The sequence below is a fragment of the Flavobacterium sp. FlaQc-57 genome (assembly GCF_044007395.1).
In the GTDB taxonomy this organism is placed as follows: domain Bacteria; phylum Bacteroidota; class Bacteroidia; order Flavobacteriales; family Flavobacteriaceae; genus Flavobacterium.
Map to the genome: position 1 here is coordinate 631,789 of NZ_JBIPDA010000002.1, position 16,558 is coordinate 648,346.

Below are 16,558 nucleotides of genomic sequence, written 5' to 3' on the forward strand. Positions count from 1 at the left end.
TTTGTTTTTTGGGTTACAAGAATTTGAAAAAAAAGCAAATTTCAATCTTTATATACAATAATAAATTAGACTTGAATTTTGATATAAACATGTATTCAAAATGCCTTGCACATTTTTGTCGTTCCTAGGAATGACAATAATTGTGATTGTTTTGTGTAAAATATTTTTTTAAGCTTTATTGAAGTTTTAAATTAAAGTTTCTTATGTCCTTGGTTTCAAACTTTGATAAAGTTTTTGACATTAAAATTAATTGATTGTCAGTTAATTTTGAATTTTAAAATTTAAAATTGAAATTTTTCATCAAAAGTTGTAACCTCAATTTAAAACAAGTCGTCATATGGAGTATCAATCAATTAAAAATAAAATATTATGGATTCAAAAATTTTAATCCCAATTAGCTTTTTCTTAATGATCTTCGGAATCATTTATTTAATTTATTCAACCAGAAATAGAGAGCGTATGGCACTTATAGAAAAAGGTGTTGATGCCAGTATCTTTATGCAGGGAAAAGGAAAAGGTGTTCCTGCGTGGAAAATATTTGTAGTTAATCTGGCTTTTTTATTAATAGGAAGCGGTGTCGGTATTTTTGTGGCTTTACTTATTACGACTTACACTTCGTTGAATGATGGAGCTGTGTATCCTTCGATCATATTTATTATGGCGGGAATTGGGCTTCTTACAGGTTACAAAACTGCAAAAGATTTAGATAAGGAATAAAAATCGCTTAAGTTAGTCTCTTTAATAACGATAAAAACGCGTCGGAAACAATTGCTTCTGACGCGTTTTTTTATGATTTTGATCCGATGGTTTCGTAATAAACATCTATCGAAAGGTTTTTCTGCATAGCTGCCATAACCGCCAATTCATCACAACGTTCGTTTTGAGGATGATTGTTGTGTCCTTTGATCCATTTAAAGTCGACTTGATGTTTCCTGTAAATGATCAAAAAGCGTTTCCATAGATCAGGATTTTTTTTACCCGTGTAGTTTTTTTTCTCCCAGCCAAAAACCCATTTTTTTACAACAGAATCAATTACGTATTTAGAATCAGAAACAACTAAAACCTTCATGTTTGGTTTTTTTAGTTTTTCTAAGCCAACAATCACAGCTAAAAGTTCCATTCGATTATTGGTGGTAAGACGGAAACCTTCATAGAATTCTTTTTTATGCGGCGTTCCTACTAATTCCATCACTACGCCGTAGCCACCGTTTCCAGGATTTCCTTTTGCAGCGCCATCTGTATATATATGTACTTCGTGTTGGGTCATTATTATTTATCTGTTAGCGATATTGTTTTTATAAGATCTTCAAAAAGTAAACTATTGTCTTCTTTTCCAATTTCTTCAATAAAATTTAAAGAAATATAATATCCATTTTTTGGAATGTAATAACTTCTGCTCGATATAGTGAATATGTGGTCGTCTTTTTTTAAATGAAACTGAACTGAAAATTTTACAACTTTTTTTCTTGAAAGTTCAATGAATGTTGGATTATCAATGAATTTAAAATCATCTAATGTTTTCTTTAATTCTTCATTAGAATTTTGGATCTGTTTTAAAAAATCCTGAAGGTTTGTTACTTTGGATTCTCTAGTTCTAATTTTAATAGTCGGAATTATTCCAGCATATGTTTTTGGATCATATTTAACAAAAGTTGCAAGATTTACAGAAGAATTATTAGTTTTAAAGAGATGATCCATTTGTTTATCCGTAAATTCAAAATTGTTTAAGTTTTTTAATATCTCATCATTTTGTATAGTAGTCCAGTTTTTTGGAATATCAATTGAGAATCCAATTCTTTTTATGTCTAATTTTTCCTGGCAATGAGAATTGAAAAATATTAAAATAAATATTAAATTTAAAAGTACTTTTTTCATAAATCTATTCTTCTAAAAGTCTAGAAATAATTTCAGGAAAGTACTTTTGTTCCAGTTCATGAATCTTTTCTGCCACTGTTTCCGGAGTATCTTCATTTGTCAATGCTACGTTTTTTTGAAAAATGATAGCACCTTCGTCATAATTTTCGTTTACAAAATGAATAGTTATACCGGTTTCTTTTTCCTTGTTTTCGACTACTGCTCTGTGTATGTGCATACCATACATTCCTTTACCTCCGTAATTAGGTAAAAGTGCAGGATGAATGTTGATTATTTGATTCGGATATTTCTCGATTATATTCTCTGGAAATTTCAATAAAAAACCAGCCAGAACTATCAGATCCGGATCGATTTCTTGTATTTTTTGTAAGACGTTTCGCTCTAAAAGTTCGTTTTTGGAGAAGATTTCGGTCGAAATTTGATGATTTTTTGCTCTTTCGATAACTTTTGCCGAAGCATTATTTGTAAAAACAGAAACGACTCTTGCAATTTTACTTTTTGCAAAATGTTTTATGATGTTTTCAGCATTAGTTCCTGATCCTGAGGCAAAAACAATAATTTTTTTCATAATCGAATTTAGTTTGAGAATGCAAAAAACGGAATAATAATCGAAAATAAATAGTATTAAAAAGTCTTTCTTGAAATTAATTTTATAAATTAGTGTTACATTTATAAACTAAATCGTGGTTTTAAAATAAAGTTTTTTATTTTTGCCAACAAATTAAATTCTAAAATTAAAGATTATGTCAGACATTGCATCAAGAGTAAAAGCGATTATCGTAGACAAATTAGGTGTTGACGAAAACGAAGTTGTAACAGAAGCAAGCTTCACTAATGATTTAGGAGCTGACTCATTAGACACTGTTGAGCTTATTATGGAATTCGAAAAAGAATTTGATATTCAAATTCCAGACGATCAAGCAGAAAACATTGCTACTGTTGGTCAAGCTATTTCTTATATCGAAGAAGCTAAAAAATAATAATACCGCACCCGATTTTTATATTTTATAAGTCGGGTGTTATTATTTTTTTTAAATTAAAATTTCGATTGGTTTTCAATCAAAAAGATATATTTATATTGTAATGCCCATGGCTCTTAAGTAACAATAGTGTTAAGAAAGCGTGGGTTTTATTTGTTTAAAGTACAAAATACATATTTATGGCATTAAGGCGAGTTGTTGTAACAGGATTAGGTGCACTTACTCCTATCGGGAATAATATCCAGGATTATTGGAATGCACTTGTGAATGGGGTTAGCGGAGCGGCTCCTATAACATATTATGATACAGAGAAGCACAAAACGAAATTTGCCTGCGAAGTAAAAAACTTCAATATTGAAGATTACATGGATCGCAAGGAATCTCGAAGATTAGATAAATTCGCTCAATATGCTGTTGCTGCAAGTGATGAAGCTATTAAAGATGCGGGACTTACTAATGATAATATCGACAAAACAAGAGTTGGTGTTATTTGGGGAGCTGGTATTGGAGGTTTAGAAACTTTTCAGGAAGAAGTAATTTATTATGCTAAAGGTGACGGAACTCCAAAATTCAATCCGTTTTTTATTCCTAAAATGATTGCCGATATTGCACCAGCACACATTTCGATGCGTAATGGTTACATGGGGCCAAATTATACTACTGTTTCTGCATGTGCATCTTCTGCAAATGCTTTGATTGATGCTTTCAACTACATTCGTTTAGGAATGTGTGATGTAATTATCTCAGGTGGTTCAGAAGCTGCAATTACGATTGCCGGTATGGGAGGTTTTAATTCTATGCACGCTTTATCTACAAGAAATGAAAGTCCTGAAACGGCTTCAAGACCTTTTGATGCAACCAGAGATGGTTTTGTTTTAGGAGAAGGAGCAGGAGCATTAGTTCTTGAAGATTACGAACATGCAAAAGCAAGAGGAGCAAAAATCTATTGCGAAATAGGTGGAGGCGGAATGTCATCTGATGCTTACCATTTAACTGCACCACATCCGGAAGGAATTGGAGTTATTGCAGTAATGAAAAATACATTAAGAGATGCAGGAATGAACCCTGAAGATGTTGATCATATCAATACTCACGGAACTTCTACTCCATTAGGAGATGTTGCCGAATTAAAAGCAATTAGTGCTGTTTTTGGTGATCATGCAAAAAACATCAACATCAATTCTACAAAGTCAATGACTGGACACTTACTTGGTGCAGCAGGAGCTATTGAGGCAATTGCTTCAATTCTTGCAATGCAAAACAGTATTGTTCCTCCAACGATTAATCATACAGTAGTTGATGAGAACATTGATCCGTCATTGAATCTTACTTTAAACAAACCTCAAAAAAGAGAGGTGAATGTTGCTATGAGTAACACTTTTGGTTTTGGTGGACACAATGCTTGTGTATTGTTTAAAAAATTAGTTGACTAATTTCTGTATATGAATATTATCAAAAAAATATTTTCTAAATCCCGTTCTCTAGAAGACGGGATTTTTTTTGACACTATTCAGAAAATACTTGGTTTTAAGCCTGCTACAATCGATTTTTATAAGAAAGCGTTTACGCATAGATCTTCAAATAAATTAGACGAAGCGGGACATCCAATAAATTACGAGCGATTAGAATTTTTGGGAGATGCTATGTTAAGTGCTGTAATTGCAGCACACTTATTTAATAAAGCACCAAATGGTGATGAAGGTTATTTGACCAAAATGCGCTCAAAAATTGTAAGCCGTGAACATTTGAATGAATTAGGTAAAGATTTAAATTTAGTTCGTTTTGTAGAAAGCAAAGTGCCTATCCAGCATTTTGGAGAAAATATTCATGGTAATATTTTTGAATCACTAATTGGAGCTATTTATTTAGACAAAGGATATTCTTTCTGTGAAAAGTTTATTCAAAAAAGAGTTATTGCACCTTATGTTGACATAGCGAGACTTGAAGGTAAGGTAATTAGCTATAAAAGTTTGGTTATCGAATGGTGTCAGAAAGAAAAAAGAATCTTTCATTATGATATATTTGAAGATAACGGTATTGACGGTCAACGCTTATTTGGTGTTAAATTAAGTATAGACGATAAAGTCATCGCAAGAGCGCGAGCAACTTCAAAAAAGAAGGCAGAAGAGAAAGCATCACAAAGAGCTTATTTTGCATTTCAGGAAAAAATAGACAAGAAATAGCTACAAAAATGCTGTAACTATCTTAAGGCTATAACGTTTTCGTTTATAAATTAACAAAAACAAGCGCATCAGAACTATAGATGCTCCGTAAGAAATAGTATATTTACACCTTGATTTTTCATGACATGGCTATTCATAGATTGGATTTAGACGAATTTGACGAAATTGATTATTATTTAATGGCAATTCATACTTCATTAGAAGATTATAGATTGGCCTATTTTATCAATAAAAACCTTCCGATAAACTTAAGTAAGAGCAAAAACGAGATCCATGCTCAAACTAAAGAAGGCGAGGCAAATTTTTCGAGATTCTATTATTATGATTCCGAAAAGACAATTTCATGGAATTTGATTCAGAATAAAAATGAAATCATTTCAGCGAGTAAAAATGATTTTCAAGATTTGTTTTCCGATGAGACAAGTGAGGTCTCAACAACAATTCATTTACTTCCTGAATTCAAAAAAGTAGATTTTTTCCTGAAAATAGAGAACAGCGAGGAGACTCTGGATTTTTCAGAAATTCAACAAAAATTAAATACCATAGAGAGTATTGCGGCTATTTATGCTGTAGATACTGATAAAATAAAATCAAAAAACAATCTAATTTTTTAAAAAAAATGTTAACAAACAAGAAAACCAAAATTGTTGCTACACTTGGGCCTGCATGTAGTACGAGAGAGATTATCAAGGATATGATCGACGCAGGGGTTAATGTGTTTAGAATCAATTTTTCGCATGCTGATTACGAGGGAGTAAAGGATAAAATTAATATTATTAGAGGTCTAAACGAAGAGTTTGGTTACACAACTGCAATCTTAGGAGATTTACAGGGACCAAAACTTAGAGTTGGTGTAATGGAAGAAGGAACAGTAGTAAATGATGGTGATTTAATCACTTTTACAACTGCTGAAGATATTATAGGTACTGCTCAAAAAGTATTCATGAAGTATCAAAATTTCCCAAATGATGTTAACGCAGGTGAGCGTATTTTGCTTGATGATGGTAAATTGATTTTCGAAATTATTTCTACAGATAAAAAAACTGAGGTTGTTGCTAAAGTAATTCAAGGTGGAGAATTAAAATCTAAAAAAGGGGTTAATCTTCCAAATACTAAAATTTCTTTACCGGCTTTAACTGAAAAAGATATCGCTGATGCGATTTTTGCAATTGAGCAAAAAGTAGACTGGATTGCACTTTCGTTTGTAAAAACACCTCGAGATTTGCAAGATTTACAAGAATTGATCGCTAAACATTCAGAATATAAAATTCCAATTGTTGCTAAAATTGAAATGCCGGAAGCTCTTGAGAACATGGATAAAATTGTAGCATATTGCGACGCTTTAATGGTTGCTCGTGGAGATTTAGGAGTTGAACTTCCTGCACACGAAGTGCCATTGGTACAAAAAGATTTGATCAGAAGAGCTAAAACGGCTAGAATTCCTGTAATCGTTGCTACACAAATGATGGAAACAATGATCACTAGTTTAACTCCAACAAGAGCTGAAGTAAATGACGTTGCAAACTCTGTAATGGATGGAGCTGATGCAGTAATGTTATCCGGAGAAACTGCTACAGGAAATTACCCAGTACAGGTTATTCAAAAAATGACTCAAATTTGTGAGGCTGTTGAGGATTCTGAATTAATTCATGTTCCACAAAATACACCACAAATCAAAACAAAACGTTTTGTTACTAAAACAGTTTGTCATCAGGCAGCTTTATTGGCAAATGAAATCAAAGCAAAAGCAATTTGTACTTTAACAAATAGTGGTTATACAGCTTTCCAAATTTCAGCATGGAGACCATCTGCACATATTTTGGTATTTACTTCAAACAGAAGAATTTTAACACAATTGAATTTATTATGGGGAGTAAAATCATACTTCTATGATAAAGACGAAAGTACAGATGATACTGTAACTGATGTTAATGAAATTGCAGTTCAAAAAGGATACGCGGTAAAAGGTGATTACTTAATCAATCTTGCGGCTATGCCAATTAAAGATAAAGGAATGGTTAATACCATGAGAGTTTCTGAAATAGAATAAATTTTCCTTTTAGATTATATAAAAGAGCCATCAAATATTTGATGGCTCTTTTTTTTTGAGTTAAGTTTAAATACTTCAAAAGCCTCTAGAGGTGAATTAAATGTTTGAAATATACTTTATATTCATGCATAATGGGATAGGAATAAATTCCAGAATTTATTTTTTAAATAAGGATATTCTTAAATATCTGTGTTATAAGATTGTTTTTTTGTCTAAAAAGGCTTCAGTATAAGAGAAAAAATACTTAGAAATTTAATCGTTTGCAAAGTTAGATTCGTAGAGTTTAATAAAAAAGCATTTCTTTTTTAAAGCTTTTTCTTGTCTTTTTTTATTTGTTCACTGCAAAATTGAAAACCTAACTTCCTAATTAAATGTTTTTTGGGTGTTTCATTTTACAAAATGAAACATCGTGGAGCAAATTAAAATGTTTTTGATGTTTCATTTTATAAAATGAAACAATGTCAAGCCATATAAATACGGTTCTTAGCTTTTTTATTAGTTAATTTTGAGAAACTTAAAAAAATGTTAAGAAAATTCCTGTTTCAAATACATTGTTTCAGATTTTCAAAAACCGTTACAAGTAAAAATAAAGTTTTTCTTATAAATACTAATTAATACTATTTTTCTTATATTTGAAATCAATAAAAATTTATTAACAAATTTTATTACCATGAAACAAAGTAGAGTTAAAAGCGGATTTAGAAATTCGATAATGCTATTTGCATTAGTTTGTTTTTCAACAGCGCAGGCGCAAAATGCGAAAAAACCCAATGTTCTTATTATTTGGGGTGATGATATTGGTATAAGTAATATTAGTGCTTATAGTGATGGTCTGATGGGATATACAACTCCTAATATTGATAGAATTGCAAACGAAGGTGAAAGGTTTTTGCAATATTACGGAGAACAAAGCTGTACAGCAGGTCGTGCTGCTTTCTTAACTGGTCAGCATGGAATACGTACAGGGTTAACGAAAGTTGGCTTTCCTGGTGCACCAATGGGTATGAGTCAATTAGACCCTTCTATTGGAGGTATTATGAAAGGTTTAGGTTATGCTACTGGACAGTTTGGTAAAAATCACGTAGGAGATCGTAATGAAAGCCTGCCTACTGTGAATGGGTTTGATGAGTTTTTTGGTAATTTGTATCACTTAAATGCTGAAGAAGAACCAGAGTTACCAGATTACCCGAAAGATCCGGCATACTTAGCTAAATTTGGACCAAGAGGTGTTTTAAAATGTACGGCTACAAATGTTGATGATCCAAGTATTCCAGACGCTCGTTTTGGAAAAGTTGGTAAACAAAAAATTGAAGATACTGGTGCTCTTACTAAAAAAAGAATGGAAACGATTGATGACGAAACATCTGCAGCAGCAATCGATTTTATTAAAAGACAAACTGCGGCAGGAAAACCATTCTTTTGTTGGTTCAATGCTACTCGCATGCATTTACGCACGCACGTAAGAGAATCTCATCGTGGTAAGTATACTCATGGTGATAGTGAATACATTGACGGTATGATCGAGCATGATTTAACTGTTGGGGATCTATTAAAAGCATTAGACGATTTAGGAATTGCTGATAATACTATCGTAGTTTATTCTACAGATAATGGACCACATATGAACAGCTGGCCTGATGGCGCAATGACACCATTCCGTTCAGAGAAAAATACGAACTGGGAAGGAGCTTTCCGTGTTCCTTGTTTAGTACGTTGGCCAGGTGTTATTAAACCAGGACAAATTAGTAATGAGTTATTTGCACATAATGACTGGATGCCAACTTTAGCTTCTATTGCTGGAGAACCAGATTTGGCTAAAAAATTATTAACAGGTTATAAAGCGAATGGTAATACTTATAAAGTGCATTTAGACGGATTTGATCAATCTGCATTACTTCGTGGAACTGGTAAAAGTGTAAGAGATAAATTCTTTTATTCTGATGATGACGGTCTTTTGGTTGGTTTACGTGAAGGAGATTATAAATATGTATTTGCAGAGCAACGTTTACAAGGTACATTAGGAGTTTGGGCAGAACCTTTTACAAAATTAAGATTAAATAAAATATTTAATCTTTATCAAGATCCTTTTGAAAGAGCCGATATTACCTCAAATACTTTCTGGGATTGGCAATTTAATCATGTTGGTTCAGCTTATGGTATGATTCAAGATGTGGTTGAATTTGCAGAAACTTTCAAACAGTATCCACCACGTTCTATTCCTCCAAGTTTTTCTCCATACACGATTTTGGAAGAAACACTTAGTCAAATTAAATTACAAAAGGCTATAAAAGCTGATAGTCAACCAACAAAGAAAAAGTAAAAACAACAATAAATAGAGCTTGAATCTCCCATACTTCAAGCTCTATTAATTTAAAAAATCAATATCATGTATAGAAAAGTATATATATTGCCCCTATTCTTGTTTTTATTAATTTCCTGCAAAAAGTCTGATAATGTCGCTAATACTAATTCTAAAGATAATACTGAGGCAGTTGCAACAAGCGGAGATCCTCTGCCAAGTTGGAATGATGGAGCTGTAAAGAAAGACATTATCGATTATGTTACTAAAGTAACTAAAGAAGGAAGTCCAGATTTTATTCCGGTTGAGAATAGAATTGCCACTTTTGATAATGACGGAACACTTTGGGCTGAAAAACCATATGTTCAGGAATTATTTGCTTTTTATCGAGTAAAGAAAATGGTTGAAGCGAATCCTGCTTTAGCTCAAAAACAACCTTTTAAAGCTGTAGTCGAAAAAGACAAAACATTTTTCGAAAAAGGTGGTGATAAAGCACTTATCGAATTAGTTGCAGCAACTCATACAGGTATGACCGAAGATGAGTTTGAAGCAGATGCGAAGGAGTTTTTTACAGGTGCAAAGTATCCCGGTAAAAATGTTTCATTAAAACAGATCAGATACCAACCACAATTAGAGCTTTTAAATTATTTGCGTGCAAATGGTTTCAAAACTTTTATTGTAACTGGTGGAACTGTTGAATTAGTGCGCGCAATATCCGAGGAGTTTTATGGAATTCCAAAAGACCAAGTGGTGGGAACTTCTTTCAAATACAAATTTGACGATGCTAAAAACGCAGTGCAAAGAGAACCTGCTTTAGATCATTTTAATGATAAAGAAGGAAAACCGGTTGGCATTCAACTACACATTGGTCAACGTCCTGTTTTTGCCTGCGGAAATGAAGGTGGAGCCGGAGATCTTGCTATGCTCAGATATTCGCAAGGAAATAAATATCCTTCTTTTCAATTAATTGTAAATCATAATGATTCGATCAGAGAATATAGTTATCAGGAAAAAGACAATCTGTCATTGAATACTGCTGCAAAATACAAATATCATGTAATTAGTATTAAAGACGATTGGAAAAAGGTTTTCCCGGATAAATAAAAAATTGGTTTTGGTTGGTTTTTAGAGCGATACAGCTTTTTTATAAAAGCTGTACGCTTTTTTGGAATGATTTAATTTTTTTTAAAAGTATATCGCTATGAAATCTACAATATCATATAATGCACGCAAAATATTTTTTGGTGTAACATTCTTTCTTTTAAATTTTGCTGTGTTTGCGCAAGAAGAAGCTCCAAAATCTGGATCAAGTGCCCAAGAACTTGCAGATAAATTAGCCAATCCGGTTGCAAGTTTGATTAGTGTTCCTTTGCAAAATAATCTGGTTTATGGAGTAGGTCCTTTTAACGGATCAAAATATACTATTAATGTTCAGCCAGTTATTCCGTTTAAATTAAGTGAGAATCTAAATTTAATTACACGTTATATTCTTCCGGTTGTCGATCAAAGAGATATAACGGGCGAAAACACACATCAGTTTGGTTTAAGTGATGCTACAGTAACCGCTTTTTTAGCACCAAAAACAAAAGGACTTATTTTAGGATTTGGACCTGCTTTTTTGGTTCCAACAGCTACAGACAAGTTTTTAGGTACAGAGAAATTTGGTGTCGGACCAAGTGCGTTGGTAATGCATCAGGGCAAGGGATTATCGATTGGTTTTATCGCCAATCAGATATGGTCTGTAGCAGGAAATAAAGATCGAGCTGATTTTAATCAGTTTTACACACAAATATTCCTTACACATAGCTACAAAAGTGGAGCAAGTTTAGGTATAACTTCAGAGATTACTCAAAACTGGCAAGGCAATACAACTCTGGTTACTTTAAGTCCTAATATAGGTGCTGTCACCAAATTAGGAGATCAGGTAGTGCAGTTTGCTATTATGCCCTTAATACCAATTGTTGGACCATCTGAATCAAAACCAGATTGGGGATTAAGAGCAGTTTTAGCTTTTGTATTTCCAGGATCATAAATCACACTAATTTTAAAATCAACTCCATGAAAAAATCAATTTTAATTTTAGTTGCAATATTTCTATTTATTGGTTGCAAAAGAGAGACATCAACTTCTACCGATACAACTTCAGTTTCAGAAAATAATAGCACTCCTACCGATCAGGATATTATAGATGCTTATACTTATTTGTATGCACGATACCTCGTAATTCAACAGGAGAATCATGATATTAATGTTGAAAAAGTAGGCTATAATAAAATAAAATACAATCCGCTTGGATCTGCACAATTTGTAAATCCAAATTTAGATGTTGCTTATCTCGAGGCTTGGATTGCCGTTGATGCAGCTCATGCCGTTATTTTGAATGTTCCTAAAATTGAAGGACGTTATTATACTGCGCAACTTCTTGACGGATGGGGAGAAGTAATTACCAATATTAACGAACGTAATTATCCTAAAACACCTTACGGAAAATTCGCCTTGGTTTTAAAAGGAACTAATCCGACGATTCCTGCAGATGCTGTAAAAATCGAATTACCATCTGAGAAAGTAAAAATGCTTGCCCGAGTAGAATTAAAAGGAACTCCTGCAGTTGCAAAAAAGCTTCAAGAGCAATTTACTTTTAATGTTCCTGACGGAATTAAAATTGCACCTCCAATTGCAATTCCAGAATTTACTCCAAAAGCACCAATTGGTGGAGAAATTTTTGATAAAGTCGAAGAAGTACTTAAATCATATCCTGATGCAATGCCCAAAGCAAAAGAATATCAGGCAAAAGCCATTGCAGTTAGTGAGTATGCTAAAACAGGTGATAAAGCAAAAGCATATATTGATGAAGTTGTTAAAACAAAAGCAATTCCAGCATTTTTGGCTGGAGCAAAAGGTTTTGGAACTCAAAAAGGAGGATGGTCAGTATCATACGTTGCCGGAAAATTTGGTGATGATATTATGGCAAGAGACATTATAAATTATGGAGGTTTGTGGGCAAATACAATTCAGGAAGCTATTTATTTTGTTGGATTGACAGACAGTAATAAAGAAGTTTTAAATGGTGATAAAGTGTATGAAATCAAATTTCCAAAAGATCAATTACCAGATTTAGCAGTCAATGCATTTTGGTCAGTTACACTATATAGTGTTCCGGATTACAGAGTAGTTGATAACAAATTAAAAAGATACAATTTGAATAATATTTCAGATCTAAAGAAAAATTCTGATGGTTCTTTGAGTATTTGGTTAGCATCTTCATTGCCTAAAGATGCACCTCAAAGTAATTGGCTGCCAACTCCTGCAGGTAAAGGTTTTGCTTTGACCATGCGTATGTACGTTTCTAAAAAAGAGGTTCTCGACGGAAAATGGTTTCCTGCTCCAATTGAACAAAAAAAATAATTATCCCATTATTATAAAAACATAAATTATGAAAAATAAAGGTCTTGTTATTCTAGCGATTTCGTCTTTGATTTTAAATATTGGATGTAAAAAAAATGCAACAGAAAATGTCGTTTCAACATCAGTTTCTTCATCTGCAACTGAAATAAAAATGGATGGTGAATTGCCTTCAAAAGAATCTATTCCTGTATTATTTGACGAAATGGATTTTCAACAAGCAACGCAATGTTATTTGTGGGGATTACCCATTGTTGCTTTTGCCGAATGGCAGCACATTCAATATGATACATTTAAGGCATCAAGTAATGACCTTATTTTTTATAACACATACAATGATCGTTTGGGAATTTTGACGGGTAACGGCACAACACCTTATATTATTTCGTTTATCGATCTTGCCGCAAACGGACCAACAGTTATCGAAATGCCAGCAGGACGCACTGCTGGTGGACTGGGAGATTTTTGGCAACGTGAACAGGCTACAATTGGTGAAATGGGACCTGACAAAGGAAAGGGCGGAAAATATATATTGGTACCGCCAACAATGAAAGACTTTAAACCCGCAGGTTATTTTATAGTTCCTTGCAATACCGTCAATATGTTTTTTGGATTTAGAGCGTTAGATCCTGATCCAAAAACGACAGAAACTCTGGTAAAACAGGTAAAAATTTATCCTTATGATAAACGTGCAAACCCTACGCCAACAAGAGTAATTAGCCCACCAGCTGGTAAAAAGTGGTATGGAATTCAGCCGACAGGAATTGCTTATTGGGAACGTCTTCATGCTATTTTGCAAAATGAACCAGTCGAAGAACGTGATCGTTTTTTTATGGCTTGGCTTAGAAATCTTGGTATAGAAAAAGGAAAACCTTTTGCTCCAGATGAACGCCAAAAGAAAATTTTAATTGCTGCTGCCGAAAAAGGACAACAAATGGCAATGGCAAATTCATTCAGCAAACGTTTCAAAGATGTAAAACACTGGCCGGATAAGAAATGGGATTATGTAATGATCATTAAAGACCCATCACAACATGCAGATAATTATGATGAATTTTTTGAGAGAACTTCTTATTTCTACGAAGCCGTTACGTACTCAAAAGCCATGATTACAAAAACACCAAATGTAGGTCAGGCCTATCTAGGTTCTTATTTTGATAGTAATGGAAATTGGTTAGACGGAGGGAAAAATTATACGCTGAATGTTCCTGCAAATCCTCCAGCGGTTAATTTTTGGTCGATTACGATTTATGATTCAGCAACTCGATGTCTAATAGATAATCCAAAGAAAAATGCTGATTTATCTTCCCGTAAGGATTTAATAAAAAATGCCGATGGTTCAGTCGATTTGTACTTTGGACCAAAAGCTCCACAAGGAAAAGAGAAAAACTGGGTGCAGACTTTACCGGGAAAACACTGGTTTACTTACATGCGTTTTTATGGTCCAACAGCGGCTTATTTTGATAAAAGCTGGAAAATGGATGATATTAAGGAAGTGAAATAAAAGCGGTTTAGATATAATTTTAAAAAAGCAATATGAAAAAAATAATATTAATAACGTTAGTTTTTATTTCTATTTTCTCTTGCAAAAAGAAGGAAAGTATAAATAACGAAGCAGCAGCAGAAGTTGCTATTACAAAATCAGTTGATTCTGCAAAAGCAATCGCAAAAGAAGCCTGGACGTATGCTTTTCCGATGGCGATGAATTACCGAACCATGCATTTGTATGCTTTAGATAAAACGTACCCGGATTATGCAGGCGGTTTTAATAAATTCAAACATTACGATAAGATCTTTACACCGGCGGATACTGCGGTCGTAACGCCCAATAACGACACTCCTTATTCCTGGGCAATTTTAAATTTGACGGATGAACCTGCTGTTTTAGAAGTACCGGAGGTAAAGAACAGATATTATTCCTTTCAGTTTGTGGATTTATACACTTTCAACTTTGCTTATGTAGGAAGTCGTACGACCGGAGATAAAGCGGGGAAATATCTTGTTGCTGGTCCTGATTGGAAAGGTGAAAAACCTGCCGGTATCGATAAAGTAATTCTATCTGAAACGAATCTGGTTACTTTGTTAGGAAGAACAGAATTGAAGATGGCTCCAGGTGATATTGAAAATGTAAAGAAATTACAGACGCAATATAAACTGACTCCGTTACATGAATTTACAAAAACATCGGCTCCTGAACATAAAGAATTTACCTTGCCTTATCCTGATTTTAAACAAACAGATTTGGAGTCAGCAGCATTCATAGGGTTAGTAAACAACTTGTTGCAATACACCTCTTTGAATCCTGCAGAAACAGAATTAAGAGCAAAATTTGCTAAAATAGGGATCGTTCCCGGAAAAGTATTTGATCCTAAAAATTATACTCCTGAAGTATTAAAAGCAATTACCGAAAGTGTACAAGAAGCGGGAAAAGAATTGAAAGAAGGAACAGATAAGTTAGCAAATGCCACAGATTTATTTGGAACCAGAGAAATGATAAATGGCGATTATACTAAAAGAGCTTTAGGCGCCGCCGCAGGTTTGTTCGGAAACACCAAAGAAGAAGCCGTTTATATTGGAACCAGATCTGATAAAGCAAATAATTTCATGTCTGGAAAAAATAAATATGTTATTCGTTTTCCAAAAGGACAAACGCCTCCGGACAAATATTTTTGGAGTATCACTTTGTATGAATTGCCAAGTCGTTATTTGGTAAATAATCCAATTAACAGATATTCGATTGGAGACCGAACTACAGGTTTGAAATATGAACCGAATGGAGATTTGATTATTTACATTCAGAATGAAGCTCCAAAAGGGAAGGAATCAAATTGGTTACCGGCTCCAAAAGATGCCTTTTACTATTTGATTCGAATTTATGGGCCAGACGAATCCATATTAAATGGTTCGTGGAAAGCACCGCAACCCGAACTTGTAAAATAAATAAGATTCATTTAAATAAAACTAATCTGATTGACCCATGAAGAGAAACAATATTTGTGAAATGCTATTTATTGCAATTGTATTGACTCTTTCTTTTAGCGCAAAAATAAATGCTCAAAAAATGGTTCAAAATACGGCGGCATGGATTGGTTACGAAATGTATCTGCCTTTTAAAGAAGATGGTAGGTGGGGATTACTGCTCGAAGGATATTCTAAAGGAAGCGATTTGGTATCAGAACTACAAGGAGCTTTTTACAGAGCAGGAGCCAATTATTATCTTAAAAACGGAAATCGACTAGGTGCGGGTATTGCCTATCAGTGGGATTTGCCTTATGACGAACTTTCATTGCCGTATAATAATCCCGATTATAGAATATACGAGCAATTTGTTTGGCGTATAGCCAAGAAAGAAGGTAATGAAGTATGGTCGCAACGCTTTAGAATGGAGCAACGCTGGCTAGGTCGAAAAGACGATCCAAACAGCGAAAGTGATCATTTTGATTATTATAAATTCGAAAATACGTTTCGCTACCAGCTTCGGTACCAATATTGGTTCAAACCGCGATGGGCTGCAGTGATTTATGATGAACTTCATATTAGAACCAATGCTGCCAGTAGTGACGAGAATTATTTAGATCAAAACAGGTTGTATTTAGGAGCTGCTTACAGTCTTGATAAACGAAGAGAAATTAGAATGGAATTGGGCTACATGAATCAGGTTTTTTTTAAATCACCAGATACAGAAAACGGTTTAAGCCGTATGAATCATACAATACGAGTTACTCTTACAACAGATTTGCCATTTAAAAGAAAATAAAATCTAGAAGTT

Annotated in this window: 16 protein-coding genes; 13 read left to right on the plus strand and 3 right to left on the minus strand. The window is 33.5% G+C overall.

Features of this window, described 5'->3' with window-relative positions; genetic code table 11:
* The first annotated feature begins 369 nt into the window (after positions 1-369).
* Positions 370-717, plus strand: a complete 348-nt coding sequence (locus ACHRVZ_RS08720; RefSeq protein ID WP_395421934.1) for a DUF6249 domain-containing protein — start codon at positions 370-372, stop codon at positions 715-717.
* A gap of 70 nt (positions 718-787) precedes the next feature.
* On the opposite strand, the gene rnhA is transcribed toward ACHRVZ_RS08720, so the two are convergent.
* The 3 genes from rnhA to purN are packed head-to-tail and all read right to left on the minus strand — an operon-like array spanning position 788 to position 2,443.
* The gene (gene rnhA, locus ACHRVZ_RS08725; protein ID WP_395421935.1) at positions 788-1,267 is read right to left on the minus strand and encodes a ribonuclease HI; all 480 of its coding nucleotides are present in this window, start codon (positions 1,265-1,267) and stop codon (positions 788-790) included.
* Between the two features lie 2 nt (positions 1,268-1,269).
* The gene (locus ACHRVZ_RS08730; protein ID WP_395421937.1) at positions 1,270-1,875 is read right to left on the minus strand and encodes a hypothetical protein; all 606 of its coding nucleotides are present in this window, start codon (positions 1,873-1,875) and stop codon (positions 1,270-1,272) included.
* Between the two features lie 4 nt (positions 1,876-1,879).
* On the minus strand, positions 1,880-2,443 hold the full coding sequence (gene purN / locus ACHRVZ_RS08735) for a phosphoribosylglycinamide formyltransferase (RefSeq protein ID WP_395421938.1): 564 nt from the start codon (positions 2,441-2,443) through the stop codon (positions 1,880-1,882).
* 175 nt (positions 2,444-2,618) lie between these two features.
* Between purN and ACHRVZ_RS08740 the strand changes: the two genes are divergently transcribed.
* From ACHRVZ_RS08740 to ACHRVZ_RS08795, 12 genes are all read left to right on the plus strand, one after another.
* Positions 2,619-2,855: an acyl carrier protein gene (locus tag ACHRVZ_RS08740; protein ID WP_007137004.1), complete on the plus strand. Its 237-nt coding sequence runs from the start codon at positions 2,619-2,621 to the stop codon at positions 2,853-2,855.
* A 179-nt stretch (positions 2,856-3,034) separates the two neighbouring features.
* Positions 3,035-4,288 (plus strand): beta-ketoacyl-ACP synthase II, encoded by a 1,254-nt coding sequence (gene fabF / locus ACHRVZ_RS08745; protein ID WP_041519958.1) that lies wholly within the window; start codon positions 3,035-3,037, stop codon positions 4,286-4,288.
* Between the two features lie 9 nt (positions 4,289-4,297).
* Positions 4,298-5,038, plus strand: a complete 741-nt coding sequence (rnc, locus tag ACHRVZ_RS08750; RefSeq protein WP_395421940.1) for a ribonuclease III — start codon at positions 4,298-4,300, stop codon at positions 5,036-5,038.
* Between the two features lie 125 nt (positions 5,039-5,163).
* Positions 5,164-5,652, plus strand: coding sequence for an IPExxxVDY family protein (locus ACHRVZ_RS08755; RefSeq protein ID WP_395421942.1), 489 nt, complete (start codon positions 5,164-5,166; stop codon positions 5,650-5,652).
* A gap of 5 nt (positions 5,653-5,657) precedes the next feature.
* Entirely contained in the window at positions 5,658-7,088 is a 1,431-nt protein-coding gene (pyk, locus tag ACHRVZ_RS08760; RefSeq protein ID WP_395421943.1) for a pyruvate kinase, read from the plus strand.
* A 670-nt stretch (positions 7,089-7,758) separates the two neighbouring features.
* The gene (locus ACHRVZ_RS08765) at positions 7,759-9,408 is read left to right on the plus strand and encodes an arylsulfatase (RefSeq protein ID WP_395421944.1); all 1,650 of its coding nucleotides are present in this window, start codon (positions 7,759-7,761) and stop codon (positions 9,406-9,408) included.
* 66 nt (positions 9,409-9,474) lie between these two features.
* Positions 9,475-10,491, plus strand: coding sequence for an HAD family hydrolase (locus ACHRVZ_RS08770; protein WP_395421946.1), 1,017 nt, complete (start codon positions 9,475-9,477; stop codon positions 10,489-10,491).
* Between the two features lie 97 nt (positions 10,492-10,588).
* Positions 10,589-11,419 (plus strand): hypothetical protein, encoded by an 831-nt coding sequence (locus tag ACHRVZ_RS08775; RefSeq protein WP_395421947.1) that lies wholly within the window; start codon positions 10,589-10,591, stop codon positions 11,417-11,419.
* Positions 11,420-11,445: 26 nt separating this feature from the next.
* The gene (locus tag ACHRVZ_RS08780; protein WP_395421948.1) at positions 11,446-12,792 is read left to right on the plus strand and encodes a DUF1214 domain-containing protein; all 1,347 of its coding nucleotides are present in this window, start codon (positions 11,446-11,448) and stop codon (positions 12,790-12,792) included.
* A gap of 28 nt (positions 12,793-12,820) precedes the next feature.
* On the plus strand, positions 12,821-14,293 hold the full coding sequence (locus ACHRVZ_RS08785) for a DUF1254 domain-containing protein (protein ID WP_395421950.1): 1,473 nt from the start codon (positions 12,821-12,823) through the stop codon (positions 14,291-14,293).
* A 32-nt stretch (positions 14,294-14,325) separates the two neighbouring features.
* A complete protein-coding gene (locus tag ACHRVZ_RS08790; protein WP_395421952.1) occupies positions 14,326-15,729 on the plus strand; it encodes a DUF1254 domain-containing protein in 1,404 nt (467 codons plus the stop codon).
* Between the two features lie 37 nt (positions 15,730-15,766).
* On the plus strand, positions 15,767-16,546 hold the full coding sequence (locus ACHRVZ_RS08795; protein WP_395421953.1) for a DUF2490 domain-containing protein: 780 nt from the start codon (positions 15,767-15,769) through the stop codon (positions 16,544-16,546).
* The last annotated feature ends 12 nt before the right edge of the window (positions 16,547-16,558 follow it).